This is a genomic window from Allobosea sp. 05L423 (assembly GCF_056397745.1).
Genome location: NZ_JBFTOA010000013.1, coordinates 101,953 through 115,240, shown reverse-complemented (window position 1 = coordinate 115,240; position 13,288 = coordinate 101,953). Strand labels below are relative to the sequence as shown.

Genomic DNA, 13,288 nt, shown 5'->3' with positions numbered 1-13,288 from the left:
TTCGCAAAGCTGCACCCTGGCCCTCGCAAGGGGCATGCCGGCTTACCGCTCGTGATAGCTCACACGCGCTCGTGCAGAAGCTTTTTCACGATTTCGACCGCATTGCGCGCGCCGTCGAGCGCGAGAGCGATGCCCGGCGGGCTTCGGCCGATTCCGGCCGCGACGGCGGCCGCCAGCGCATCGGGTGTCAAAGCCCCCTCCCCCGAAATCCGCAGGCAACGCGCCAGCCCGGCCCGCTCCATCGCCTCGGCCCTGACCGCCTGCTCCGTCTCGCCACCGGCATCGAACGGGACGACGATGGCGGGCCGGCGGGCAGCGACGAGATCGAGCACCGTATTGTAGCCGGCCTGGCTGACCGAGATCGCACAGCCGGCGAGCAGCGCCGGGAAATCGGGCCGCACCCGCTCGACCGTGACATGCGCCGGCGCCCCTGCCAGCAGCCGCCCGAAGACGTCCTCGCTGACTGCGCGCCCGACCAGGATACGCCAGCGCCTGTCCTGCGGACCGAGCTTCGCCGCAGCAATCGCGAGCTCGAACAGCGGAATGGCCGCGGCCGAGCCGCCGCCGGAGACGAGCACCTCGCCATTCTCGATTGGCGCACCAGCCATCGGCGTATCCGCCATGTAGCCCGTATAGCGCAGCTTGGCTGCGAGCCGCGCGTCGACCGGCCAGGAGCGGTCGAGCGGCAGGAAATCCGCATCGCCATGGACCAGCACCGCGTCGAACAGCGTCGCGAGCCGGTCCTCGGCCTCCGCGATGCGCTCGGGACGCGGCCTCACCAGCACGTCCCGGACCGAGGAGACTAGCAATGACTTCGGATTGGCGGCGCGTGCTGCGGCGATCAGAGCGAGAAACTCGGCGGCGAGCTGCCGGCGTCCGAACGGGAAATGCTCGACGATCACCGCATCAGGCTGCAAGCTCGCCGCCAGCCCTTCCAAGGCCGCAACGCGCAGGGCCTCGCGTTCCAGGCCGATGGGCTGACCGACCTCGTCGAGCAACATGCGGAAATCGACGCCCTCCGTCCTGACCGGCGGCAACTGCACGAAGGTGAAGGGCTCCTGCTCCATCGACCGCAGCGGCATGCCGCCGCTCGCCAGCGTGACGGCGAAACCGTTCTGCGCCAGGGCCCGCGCGAGATTGGCAGCGCGCACCAGATGGCCCGAGCCGAGCAGATGCGTAACGGCGATGAGGACGGTGGCGCTCATGCCTTTTCTTCGGCAGAGGCGTATAGCCGCGCAGCGATGCCGTCGAGCCCGGCCGCGGCCGAGAAGGAGCCGGTCAGCCGCGCCAGCGCGCGATAGCCGAGTTGGCCCCGCTGCTGCGGGGAACGGGCGAGTTCCACCAGGGCGCCGGCAAGTCCTTCGATATCGCCGGGCTGCACCAGAAGCCCCTCGACGCCATGTCGAACGAATTCCGGGATCCCGGCAAAATCCGTGGCGATGATCGGCAGGGCCTGGCTCGCCGCCTCCATCACGACATTGGGCAGGCCATCACGATCACCGTCTCCCGCCTGCTTCGAGGGCAGGACGAAGAGGTCGGCGGCGCGCAAGGCGGCGATGACGTCGTCCTGCGCCTTCGGCCCGGCCCAGACGATATTGTCGCCGAGACCGAGCGCGCGCGCCTTCTCCTGCAACGCCTTCAGCATCTCGCCGCCGCCGATATGGGTCAGCTGCCAGTGCAGCGTGCAGGGCAGTTTCGCCAGGGATTCCAGCAGATCGTCGAAGCCCTTCTTCGGCACTGCTCGCCCGATTGTGACGAAGCGCACCGGATCGGCGGAATCGGAACCGTCCCGGCCGGAGCGTGGGGCCGGCGGCGGAAAGCGTGCGAGATCGAGCCCGTGATAGACCAACTCGACCTTGTCCGGCCGATCGGAGAGGCGTTCGAGTTCGCGGAAGCCATCCTGGGTACAGGTCACGCCCCAGGCGGCATCGGCGATCTTTTCGCGCTTCTCCCAGTCGGGCGTCGTCCAGATATCCTTGGCATGGGCCGAGAAGGACCAGCTCAGGCCGCGCAGCAGGGCCGCATAGCGGATGACAGAGGCCGGGGTGTGCAGGTAGTGCACATGCAGATGCCGGATATCCGCCGGCAGCTCGCACGCCATCACGCAGGCCTGGCCGAAGCGGCGCAGCCGGTTGCGCGTCCTGTCCCGGGCGAGGTCGCGCAGGAAGGCCGAAATGAGCTTGCGCAAGCCGGGCTGCGCGAAGGCGCCGAACACGCCGCGCGCGACGCGACCGGGCTCGTCGTGCAGATATTCGGGCAGGTAGCGCACCGGCGCCGCGATCTGATTGTGCATCAGATGCTTGGCACCATCAGTCGGATGCCGGAGCGACCAGATCTCGAAGGCAAGGCCGCGCTGCTGCAGCCCCAGCAGTTCCTGCGCGATGAAGGTCTCCGACAGCCTTGGATAGCCCTTCATCGCCACCGCGATGCGCGGTGCAGCGCCAGTCGTCATCGCCGGCCGATCAGCATGAAGCGCGTATAATTCTTCGTCGGCCGCGCTCCGGCGAACCAGACCTCGGCGAGCCCAGCCTGCTCGCTAAACGCCTCGAGCGATGGCACGCAACTGCAATGATCGGGCTCGCGGAAGTAATCGTTGGATTGCAGCACGAGCGGCAAGCCGGCCGGTAAGCCCGCGATCCAGCCCGGCACATCGGCGAGATGCTCGCAACTCGTGTTGATGACGAGCCCGGGCTTGGGCGACTGAGCTGCGAAATCGAGCGCCATCATGTCCGCCGTCAGCGCCCGGAAGCGCCCGGAGGCGACATGTCGGTGGTTCAGTATCTCGGCGGTCGGCGCGCAGGTCGGATCGATATCGAGGCTCACCACGTCGTCGATAGCAAGCCGCACATCGTCGAGCAGCATGGCCCCGAGCACCCCGTACCAGGCGCCGAGCACCCAGACCGGGCCGGCCGGCTTCGGGCAGGCATCGGCCAGCGCGTCGACCAGCCACTGTTTGGAGGCGATCTGCTTGTGGTTGCAGGCGATCGACAGATCGGGCGGCGCCCCCTTGCCGTAGAGGCGCGCGACATCGGCGACGATGCGGTTGCCGGATAAGGCGGCCATTCCGCGCAGCAGGTCGTGGAAGGCCTCGCAGGGCGGTTCAGGCGTCATGGTTCCGTCGTTGTCGGCAAAGGCTGGCGGGACCATAGGCACCCGCTTCGGCAAAAACCAGCCTCGCCAGCCTGTTCAATCGCGCCGGTTTGCTTCGCCCGGCTCGGCAGACGCTTCGGCCACGGGCTCAGCCGCCCCATCCAGCGCCTTTCCCGGAACAGTGGGCGACGCCGGCATGGCCGCCTTTGCCGCATCCTCGCGCTTGCGGCGGGCAATTTCCGGCGCACTTGCAAAGCCATAGGCCGTGAGCGGCTTCTCGCGCCCCTTGATCGCGATCTTGAGCGCCACCGTCCCGGCATAGCTGCGGCCCGTGGTGCGAATCGTGTCCTCCGACACCACGACATCGGCCAGCACCCGGCGTGTCGCCGCTTCGAGCTGGCTCGCGATCATCACCGTTTCGCCCACCGTGATCTCGCGCCGCCCGAGATTGTCGTTCTCGACCGCGCCGGTAATGGCATCGCCGGTATGGATCCCGATCCCGATCCTGAGCGGCAGAGGCAGCGCCGCTCCGAACTCGCGGTTGAGCGCCTCGACCGCCCGGACGATGTCGGCCGCAGCGCTGATCGCCGCCTGCGCTCCGCGCGCCTGCGAGCCATCGAGGCCGAACACGGCCATGAAACCATCCCCGTAGAAGGCGTCGATGCGCCCGTCATGGGCCGTGATCGCCTGGCCCATCTCGTCGAAGAAGCGGTTGAGCAGGCCGATCAGTTCGCGCGGCAGCTGCCGCTCCGAGAGCGCCGAGAAGGCGCGCAGATCGGCGACGACCACCGTCAGGCCGCGCTTGTTGATGGCATCATCGGGCTCGAGCGCCCGCGCACCGGTGGCGTTCAGGCGCGAGGCGAGCAGGATCTGCACCTGCAGGTCGTCATGCGGCCTGATCTGGCAAGCGAGCCGGACACCTTCCGGTGCCGAAATGCGCCGCAGCAACCTGGCCTCGTTCGGCCCCGGCGATGGCAGCTTGTCCATGCCGTCCATCACCAGCACACGGCAGGTGGCGCAGCGCGCCCGCCCGCCGCAGAGCGCCGCGTGCGGAATGCCGAAGCGCCGGAACATCTCGAGCACCGTCGGCCCCGGCGCTACGCGGCGCGTGCCGTGGCCGACGAAGCGCACCGTGATCTGATGACGGGTCCTGACCCGGATCTCGCGGATGCCGACGAACAGCACGAAGGCGCCGACCAGTCCATAGAAGGCACTCTTCGCCCACATCACGTCGCGGTCGAACATCGCCCGCTGCGCGTCGGTGACGAACTCCGGCGGGAGCGCCATCCGTTCGGCCTCGCGCGCCGCCACCATGAAGCCGATCAATGCGAGCAGCGGGATCAGGATCGAGACGAGCAGGAACGGATCACGCCAATGGCGATAGGCATCGCGCGAGCGCAGCATGAAATGGATGCCGATGATGCCATGCGTCCAGACCAGCAGCAGCAGCAGCGACTGCAGCAGCGCACGGCCCGGCCACAGCCGCCGCAGCACGGCATGATAGGTCTCGTCGACGCCGAAATAGTACCCCAACACGCGCGTGCTGACGATGTGATCGACGAGCAAAAGCGGAATCGCGAGGCCCAGCGCGATCTGCAGCATCTCGCGCAGCGGCATCTTGAAGGTGCGCCGCTGGACCACGCGCAGCAGCGCGAACACCGGATGGATGACGAGCGCGCCGTAGAGCACAATCGTCCCGATGCGGGAGTGCCAGACGTTGTAGCGCCAGTCCTGGACGCGCTCCATGGCATCGACCCCGAGGATGCCGACGGCGTGGTTGAGGAAATGCGTCGTCGCGAAGGTCAGCAGGATCAGGCCCGAGACGAGACGAATGTCGCGGCTCCAGGACGAGACCTGATAGATGCTCGCGCCCATACTGCTGCGCGCCGTTTGTGTGCGCTGCGTGCCGGCGGCTTGTGGCCGATTCATACGACGCTCGACCTCATCAAACGGTTTCGTGCTCGCGGAGCAAAACGCTGGCAAGACGATGAACGCGGTCAGCCAGGTCGCGGCAGACCGCGAGGCTGAATTCCGGCACGGTCTGAAGCAGTTCGAAGAACAGGTCCTTCGGAATTCTAAGGGCCAGGACCGGCGTCTTCGCGCTGACCGTGCCGAGGAACGGCCGGCCGCTGAGCAGCGACACGTCGCCGGTAATGCTGCCGGCGTCCTTCTGGAATCGGCGCCCCTCGCCATCGGGGCGCGACTGCGAGAATTCGACGTCCCCCTCGAGGATGACGTAGACGCCATCCAGCCGGCCCTTCTGGTCGATCAGGACAGCGCCCGGCTCGAAGCGCAACCTCTCGCCCATCAGTGCGACGAGCTTGAGCCGCGAGGGAGGCATGTCGCGAAACAGCGGCAGGCTGCGCAAGCAGCCGATATCGGCTTCCAGACTCATGACCGTGCCTCCATTCGCTGGGCATCCGCAAAGCGCAACGCCTGATCGCCGGCATCGTTCGCTGCCTCGAGCGCCCCACCGGCCTCGACCGTCCCCGTCGCACCATGGAAAACGATCCGCATCGGGATGTCCTCGACAAGTCTAGCATCTCCCAGCAGAAGAAACAGCGTCATGCCGGCACAATAGCCCCTCAACCGGGCAACGATCTTCTCCGGCTCGTCGGAGATCGCGAGCAGGGCCGCGATGTCGAGAACAGCGATCTGGGGCGCCTTGACCAGCGCCTGAACCAGAGGAATGGCCTGCAGCAGCCGCGCCGGCAGATAGCGCCCGCGAATGCCGCTCTCGGTGTCGAGCCCGAGACGATAGAGCGCCTCTCCCAGCCCCGAGCGCTCGAGCGCCTGCAGCACGATCTCCGCCACCTTCCGGCCCGCGTCGGGGATGCCGTAGCCGATGCGGCCGAACATCAGGTTGTCCCGCACGCTCGCGCCGAGCATAACCTTGTCGGGAGCATAGAAATCCACATCGCCCGCGGCATCGGCCGGCAGGTGCTTGCGGAAGCTCGCGCGCGCCCTGAGGATACGGCGCTCGAGCCGGTCGTCGATCAGGTTCAACCTGTGCTTGGGCTCGATATAGCCGAGTGCCAGGGCCACCAGGTCACGCTCCGTCTCCTGATCGAGCGGGCTTCGCATATCGTGCTTGGCCAGGATGTCCGCCAGCTCGTTGAGGCGTTCGAAGTCGAAATTCTCGCCGAAGGAATAGCGCTCGAACAGCGCATGCCCCACCGGCAGGCCGGCAAAGATCTCGACGACCGTGGCAACGATCCGCGCCCCCATCTCGGTCAAAGGCTCCACCAGTGCCTCCGCCTTCAGGATCGAATGGGCATAAGGCTCGAAGAGCAGGGTCGCGTTGCCGAAGCGGGCGCTGGTCCGCGTTCCGAAGATCAGGTTTTCGGCGACCGAGGCGTTCCGGTTGTAGCGGTCGAGGGCGAAGGGCTCGATCAGCCCGCCAAGATTGATGCGCTCGAGCTCGGCGGCCACGACATGACGGGCGGTGATGATGCGTTCGGTTGCTTCCGCGCTCACCGGCGGCATCACCTTGCCGCCCAGGCCGAGCTCGAACACGTCCTGAGTGCAGCCGAACACGTCGAGCAGCTCGCGCACCCGCGCCGCGAGCTCGGCCGCGTCGGCGACCCCGACACCTTCGTAGTCCGTCCAGTCCGCCTCGAACGGAAATGGCGAGTTGCCCGAACGGACCGCCTCGACGAAACGGCGATGCTCCTCCGGGGAAACCGGACCGTCGGATTTGATCTCCGGCCGGCGCCGCCGCAGCGGCAACAGGATATTGTCCCGCATCGTCCCGGCAATGACCTCCGCCTGGTCTCCGGAATAGCCGATCAGATGGCTCGCCCGCTCGACCGACATATCCGCGAGCAGTTCGCCGTCGATGAGGACCCGCCCCGTGTAGTTGGTCGCCTGCCGCCCGAGGATGCGGCCGAGCACATCCCCGCCACAGCCATGGGGCCCGATCACCGCGACCCAGCCCGGTCGCTGCAGGACGAACGAGAGCGGCGTCAGCAGCGGCTGTCCGCGATTGTCCAGCATCTGCACGGCCTCGAGCCGGATGTCTCCCTTGACCGGCAGCGGCGAGCAGCCGTTCGCCTCGTCGAGGACGAGCGTGTCGTCGCTGTTGAACTGGGAAATGACCTGTTCGTATTTGATCGTGACGTCGTTGCGCTGCTGATCCCAGTCGATCAGTTCCTTGATCGGCGAAGGCAGGTCACGATAGGCCGCGATCACCGCCACGAGCTGGCCGATGTCGAGGCGTCCCTGCAGCGCGAAATAGCCGCCGATCGCATAGAAGAAGAACGGCGTGACCTGCGCCAGCAGGTTATTGAGGAACTTGACGGCGAACTTGCGCTTGTAGAGCTCGTAGCGGATGTCGAAGAGGTGCCCGAGCCGCCCGGCGATATCCGCCTGGACGTAGCCCGTGGCGCCATGCCCCTGGATCATCGGCCCGGCATCGACGATTTCGCCGATCCTTCCCGCGAGTTGCCGGGAAGCGATCTGGCGCTCGCGGCCGAGCCTCAGCTGCTCGCGGCGCAGGATCGGGATGATGATGGCCTGCGCCAGCACGATCAGCAGGGCGATCGAGCCGAGCCAGAAGCTCTGCACCATGATGAAGACGAGTGCCGTCAGGGCCTGGCTCAGCAGGAAGACCGGCTGGATGAAGGCGTCTCCGACGAAGCCGCCGATCGGCTCGACCTCGTCCTTGATCATGCTGGCGATCTCGGCCGGCTTGACCGCCCGGATCTCCTCCGGGCGAAACCGCATCAGCTGGCTGAAGAGATCGTAGCGCATGCGCCGCAGCATGCGCTCGCCGAGGATGCCCTTGCGCACGTTGACGATGTATTTGAAGGCACCGTTGATCAGGACGAGCACCAGGAAATAGCTGGAAAGCCCCATGAGGAGCCCGACCTGATTGACCTGAAAGCCTTCGAACAGCCTCAGGGTCGCTCCGCCCAGCCAGGACGGGAGATGGAGGGTCGTCTCCATGAAGGTGGTGGTCGTCTTGCCGCCCCGGAAGGCTCCGCCCTGGATGGCGTCGTTGACGATCCGCTTCGGGACGTCGAACGAGGCCCAGTTGAAGGGTATCGAGACAAGGATGATCAGCAGGACGATGATCTGCTCGCCGCGACTCTTCTGCCAGATGTAACGGAAGAGGTTGGGCTCCAAAGGGCAATCCTGTCGCGAAACGCCGACGGCGCTGTCATGCCGGGGCAAGGCCCCTGAAAGCGACCATATGTGGTGAGGTTGCGGCGGAGTGCAATGCGAGCCACTTTGAGGCGGCGGCACACCCGGATCGCGCCGCGTCGGGGAGAGATGTGAAGCGTCTGTTGCTACGCGCGGCCCTTGGCTGCGCTGCTCTCGTGATTGTCGTCGCCGCTCCCCTGGCATCCGCCTGCGCCAAAGTCGCAGCGGGCAACGCTTCTCTCCTGCTGCACGATGGCTTCGACCAAGGCGGTTTCGCCGCCGAAGGCGGGCTATTCTATAAGAAGAGCTTCGAGCAACGCGGCGGCCGGGTGGCTTTCGGCCCTGCAGCGCCCTTGCGCGGCACCGGGGCGCTGACCCTGACGGTCATGGCGTCCTGCTCGCCCCACCGCGTCAACTGCAGCGAACGCGCCGAGGTCTGGGAGCGCCCGGAGGTGCTCGCTCCCTACCGCAGCACGGTCTGGTACGGGCTGGCCGTGCGTCTCGACGATCCGCTGCCGCAGGACGATCGCAGATATGTGATCGCCCAATGGAAGCGCGAGGCCCGGCCCGCCGCCGAGGGAGACGACTCACCCTTCCTGGCGCTGCGACTCTATCGGGGGCATCTCGGCATCACCATCGAGACGGATCGCGTCGTCTCCTATCCGATCGGGAGCCCGGAGCGCCCGGATGGCTGCCGCCCCGGCGAGGCGCTGGTGCTTGACCACCCGAACGTTCATCAGACGCGGGCTCTGGTCGCCGTTGAGGCCGGCGCACCGCGCGGGAGCTACCCCGGCTATTTCAACGCCTGCGCCCCGGACATCCAGGTCACGCGCCATGCCGATCTGCCGGCAGCCCGGATGGGCTGGATCGATTTCGTCATCCGATCGCAACCAGGCCCCCACGGCGACGGACGCATCGAGATCATGGCCAACGGCGTCCCGATCGTGACCATCCGCGGGCATATCGGCCAAGGCGGCCCGGGCCTCGACACCAACCAGTACTTCAAATTCGGCCCCTATCGGGCTCCCGGCCGCCTCCCCTGGAGCGTCAGCTACGACGATTTCCGCCGCGGGCCGCGTTGCAGCGATGTCATCCGGCTCGGCCAATGTCCGGCCGAATGAGTCGATGTGTCGAAAATCATTGGCAAGACCGAACTTTAGACGTCTAGTGACGTCAGGTGAATTGCGGACGGTTCCGGAGTGGCGTCAGATCGGGTCATGGATATCCTGCGCATCAGCGACCTGCGTATCGGCTTCACCGTTCACGGCTTGTCTCGCGAGGTGGTGAAGGGCGCGAGCCTGCGCGTGCCGGCCGGCAAGACGGTCGCGCTCGTGGGCGAATCCGGCTCCGGCAAATCGGTGATCTCGCAGGCCATCATGGGCCTGTTGCCCCGCGCGGGCGCCGTGACCGGGGGCGAGATCCTGTTCCGCGACCCCTTGGCGCCACAGACCGTGATCGACATCGCGGCCCTGCCCGCCGAAGGTCCGGAGATTCGTGCGCTGCGTGGCGGCCGCATCGGCATGATCTTCCAGGAGCCGATGTCGTCGCTCTCTCCGGTCCACACCATCGGCAACCAGATCGAAGAGGCTCTGCTCCTGCACCGGCCGATGCCGAAGGCGGAGGCGCGCGGCCTGATCGAGGCCATGCTGAAGCGCGTCGGCTTCAAGAACGCCCATCGCGCCTATGGGCTGTATCCCTTCGAGCTATCGGGCGGCCTGCGCCAGCGCGCCATGCTTGCGATGGCCCTGATCTGCAAGCCGGCCCTGCTGATCGCCGACGAACCGACCACGGCGCTCGACGTCACCATCCAGGCGCAGGTGCTCGACCTGATGCGCGATCTCCAGGCCGAGATGGGCATGGCGATCCTGCTGATCACCCACGATCTCGGCGTCGTCGCCAACATGGCCGACGAGGTGGTGGTGATCTTCCACGGTGAGATTCTGGAGCGCGGCCCGGTCGAGGACATCTTCCGGCAGCCGCGCCACCCCTATCTCAAGGCGCTGCTCAACGCTTCGCCGCATTTCGACATGCAGGAGGGCGAGCGCCTCGTCGCGCTCCGGGAAGCCAGGCCCCGCCCCCCGGCGGCGCCACGCCCCGCTCCGCCGCCCGCGGATCGCGAGAACACGCCGCTGCTTCGGGTCCGCAACCTGCACAAGACCTATGTCACCGGCTCTCGCAGCTTCTTCGGCAAGGGCACGCAAAGCGCCGTGAAGGCCGTCGACAATGTCAGCTTCGACATCCGCCGTGGCGAATGCCTCGGCCTCGTCGGCGAGAGCGGCTGCGGCAAGACGACCGTCAGCAAGATCGTGATGCGGGCCATCACCGCCGATTCCGGTGAGGTCATCTTCGACGACGGCCATGAACGGGTCGACGTACTCGGGCTGAAGGGCGACGCGTTGCGCGCCTTCCGCCCGCGCATCCAGATGATTTTCCAGGATCCCGTCTCGTCGCTCTCGCCCCGCATGACGGTGATGAACATCCTGCGCGAGCCGCTTGCGGTCCATGACAGGGGCCACTCTGCAGCCCAGGATGAGCGGGTTCGCTCCCTGATGCAGGATGTCGGCCTCGATGTCCGCTTCCTGAATCGCTATCCGCATTCCTTCTCGGGCGGGCAGCGTCAGCGCATCGGCATCGCCCGCGCCCTGGCGCTCGATCCCGAACTGATCATCTGCGACGAGCCGGTCTCGGCGCTCGATGTCTCCGTGCAGGCGCAGATCCTCAACCTGCTGAAGGACATCCAGGCCGAGCGGGGCCTCACCTTCCTGTTCATCTCGCACAACCTCGCCGTGGTGAATTACATGGCGGACCGCATCGCGGTGATGGCCAATGGCCGCATCGTCGAACTGGCGCCGCGCCATAGCCTCTTCACCAAGCCGGTCCACCCCTACACCAAGGCGCTGCTGCGCTCCGTGCCCTTCGCCGATCTCGATCGCAAGCTCGACTTCAAGCTCGCGGCGCCGGGCGGTGCTTCCGATGACAGCCATTGGGGTGACGCCTTCAAGGTCGGTTCCGACGCCTCCGCCCTGGCGCATCTGTCGCTCGGAGAGGGCCACTACGTCCTTGCGCGGCCCAATGCCGATGTCCGGGAGATGGTCCCATGACCTCCCGCTCCCCGCATACGACGCGCCGCGCCGCCCTGCTGCTGGGAACGGCGGCGCTCGCCGGAGCCGCCCTGCCCCGCCGCGCGCTGGCCCAGCCGGCTCAGCCTGCCCCGATCGACAGCCCCTTCTTCGCCGAGAAGGTCAACGCGGGAACGCTGCCGCCGGTGGCGCAGCGCCTGCCGGCCGTGCCCCGCCTCATCGATCTCGGCAAGCTCGGCCGCACGCCGGGACGCCATGGCGGCAATATCCGCATGCTGATGGGCGACCAGCGCGATGTCCGGATGATGACGCTCTACGGCTACACGCGCCTGATGGTCTATGACGAGAACCTCGAGCTCGTGCCGGACGTGCTCGAAAGCTGCAACGTCGAGGATGGCCGCGTTTTCACGTTGCGGCTGCGCGCCGGCCATCGCTGGTCCGACGGCTCGCCATTCACCACCGAAGATTTTCGCTATTGGTGGGAGGATGTCGCCAACAACAAGCGCCTGTCGCCCGGCGGACCGCCCCAGGCGATGCTCGCCGGCGGCAATCTCCCCTTCTTTGAAGTGTTGAGCGAGACCGAGGTTCGCTACAGCTGGGAAATGCCGAACCCGATCTTCCTGCCGGCGCTGGCGGGCGCGCAGCCGACCTACATCTTCATGCCCTCGGGCTACCTCAAGCAGTTCCACGAGAAGCACGCGCCCAAATACGAGCTGGTCAAGCGCGTGAAGGAGAACCGTGTGCGCGACTGGGGTGCGCTGCATGAACGCCTCTCACGCATGTACCGGCCGGAAAACCCAAACCTTCCGACACTCGAGCCCTGGCGCAACACCACGCCGCTGCCAGCCGAGCAATTCGTGTTCGAGCGCAACCCCTTCTTCCATCGCGTCGACGAGAAGGGCCGGCAGTTGCCCTATGCCGATCAGGTCACGCTGACTATCGGCACAAGCTCACTGATCCCGGCCAAGGCAGCCGCCGGAGAGGCCGATCTTCAGGCCCGCTACATCCGCTTCGACAACTACACCTTCCTCAAGGAAGCCTCGAAGCGGATGAACTTCGAGGTCAGGCTCTGGAAGCGGGCCGAGGGCGCCTATTTCGCCCTTCTGCCGAATCTGAACGCCATCGATCCGGTCTGGCGCGACCTCAATCGCGACGTACGCTATCGCCGCGCCATCTCGGTCGCGATCAACCGCGCCGACATCAACAAGGTGATCTTCTTCGGGTTGGCGCGCGAAAGCGCCAATACGGCGTTGCCGGAAAGCCCGCTCTACGATCCCACGCTCGCTTCGCTCTGGATCCAGCACGACCCGGATCTGGCTAACCGGCTTCTCGACGAGATCGGCCTGACCAAGCGCGACGATGACGGCGTGCGTCTGCTCCCGGACGGCCGCAGGCTCGAATTCACCATCGAGACAGCCGGCGAGAACACCGAGGAGACGGACATCCTCGATCTGCTCAAGCAGGATTTCCTGAACGTCGGCATCAAGATCTACCCGCGCTCCACGCAGCGCGACGTCTTCCGCCGCCGCATCGTCGCGGGGCAGACCATCATGTCGGCCTGGGCCGGCATGGACAACGCGCTCATCACCTCCGACATGGAACCGGATGCGCTGTCGCCGACCTCGTCGGCGCAGTTCCAGTGGCCGCGCTGGGGCCAGTTCATCGAGACCAGCGGCCGCGAGGGCGAAAGACCGGCCTCGCACGAGGTCAACGAGCTGGTGCGGCTCTACGAGGAATGGCGGATGAGCTCGACGCGCGACCAGCGCCGCACCATCTGGCACAAGATGCTGGCCATCAATGCCGAGCAGGTTTTCACCATCGGCGTGATCAACAGCACGCTGCAGCCGATCGTCGTCTCCCGCGACCTGCGCAACGTGCCCGAGGTCGGCCTCTACAGCTTCGAACCCGGCGCCTTCATCGGCCGCTATATGCCCGACACCTTCTGGTTCGATCGGCAAGAGACCAAAGGCTGA

General features: G+C 66.6%; 9 protein-coding genes. 3 read left to right on the top strand and 6 right to left on the bottom strand.

Going from position 1 to position 13,288, the window contains the following annotated elements; translation table 11 throughout:
• Positions 1–59: 59 nt before the first annotated feature.
• The 6 genes from AC1DNE_RS22750 to AC1DNE_RS22725 form a co-directional block, all read right to left on the bottom strand.
• Positions 60–1,205: a glycosyltransferase family protein gene (locus AC1DNE_RS22750; protein ID WP_441472527.1), complete on the bottom strand. Its 1,146-nt coding sequence runs from the start codon at positions 1,203–1,205 to the stop codon at positions 60–62.
• Entirely contained in the window at positions 1,202–2,452 is a 1,251-nt protein-coding gene (locus AC1DNE_RS22745; RefSeq protein ID WP_441472526.1) for a glycosyltransferase, read from the bottom strand. Before AC1DNE_RS22745 ends, AC1DNE_RS22750 begins: the two co-directional genes overlap by 4 nt.
• Positions 2,449–3,111, bottom strand: a complete 663-nt coding sequence (locus tag AC1DNE_RS22740; RefSeq protein ID WP_441472525.1) for a class I SAM-dependent methyltransferase — start codon at positions 3,109–3,111, stop codon at positions 2,449–2,451. The genes AC1DNE_RS22745 and AC1DNE_RS22740 overlap by 4 nt, the downstream gene beginning before the upstream one ends.
• A gap of 75 nt (positions 3,112–3,186) precedes the next feature.
• Positions 3,187–4,965, bottom strand: coding sequence for an adenylate/guanylate cyclase domain-containing protein (locus tag AC1DNE_RS22735; RefSeq protein WP_476841197.1), 1,779 nt, complete (start codon positions 4,963–4,965; stop codon positions 3,187–3,189).
• Between the two features lie 70 nt (positions 4,966–5,035).
• Positions 5,036–5,458, bottom strand: a complete 423-nt coding sequence (locus AC1DNE_RS22730; RefSeq protein ID WP_476841196.1) for a Crp/Fnr family transcriptional regulator — start codon at positions 5,456–5,458, stop codon at positions 5,036–5,038.
• A gap of 23 nt (positions 5,459–5,481) precedes the next feature.
• Positions 5,482–8,217: an ABC transporter transmembrane domain-containing protein gene (locus AC1DNE_RS22725; RefSeq protein WP_441472522.1), complete on the bottom strand. Its 2,736-nt coding sequence runs from the start codon at positions 8,215–8,217 to the stop codon at positions 5,482–5,484.
• A gap of 149 nt (positions 8,218–8,366) precedes the next feature.
• On the opposite strand from AC1DNE_RS22725, the gene AC1DNE_RS22720 reads away from it, so the two are divergent.
• The 3 genes from AC1DNE_RS22720 to AC1DNE_RS22710 all read left to right on the top strand — a co-directional run bounded on the left by AC1DNE_RS22720 (position 8,367) and on the right by AC1DNE_RS22710 (position 13,288).
• Positions 8,367–9,356: a polysaccharide lyase family 20 protein gene (locus AC1DNE_RS22720; RefSeq protein WP_441472521.1), complete on the top strand. Its 990-nt coding sequence runs from the start codon at positions 8,367–8,369 to the stop codon at positions 9,354–9,356.
• 96 nt (positions 9,357–9,452) lie between these two features.
• On the top strand, positions 9,453–11,336 hold the full coding sequence (locus AC1DNE_RS22715; RefSeq protein ID WP_441472520.1) for an ABC transporter ATP-binding protein: 1,884 nt from the start codon (positions 9,453–9,455) through the stop codon (positions 11,334–11,336).
• On the top strand, positions 11,333–13,288 hold the full coding sequence (locus AC1DNE_RS22710; RefSeq protein ID WP_441472519.1) for an ABC transporter substrate-binding protein: 1,956 nt from the start codon (positions 11,333–11,335) through the stop codon (positions 13,286–13,288). Before AC1DNE_RS22715 ends, AC1DNE_RS22710 begins: the two co-directional genes overlap by 4 nt.

What these genes read in the sequence shown, in the direction of transcription:
- AC1DNE_RS22740 (WP_441472525.1), bottom strand. Translation starts at nt 3,111, where the DNA reads ATGACGCCTGAACCGCCCTGCGAGGCCTTCCACGACCTGCTGCGCGGA.
- AC1DNE_RS22710 (WP_441472519.1), top strand. Translation starts at nt 11,333, where the DNA reads ATGACCTCCCGCTCCCCGCATACGACGCGCCGCGCCGCCCTGCTGCTG.
- AC1DNE_RS22745 (WP_441472526.1), bottom strand. Translation starts at nt 2,452, where the DNA reads ATGACGACTGGCGCTGCACCGCGCATCGCGGTGGCGATGAAGGGCTAT.
- AC1DNE_RS22750 (WP_441472527.1), bottom strand. Translation starts at nt 1,205, where the DNA reads ATGAGCGCCACCGTCCTCATCGCCGTTACGCATCTGCTCGGCTCGGGC.
- AC1DNE_RS22715 (WP_441472520.1), top strand. Translation starts at nt 9,453, where the DNA reads ATGGATATCCTGCGCATCAGCGACCTGCGTATCGGCTTCACCGTTCAC.
- AC1DNE_RS22735 (WP_476841197.1), bottom strand. Translation starts at nt 4,965, where the DNA reads ATGGGCGCGAGCATCTATCAGGTCTCGTCCTGGAGCCGCGACATTCGT.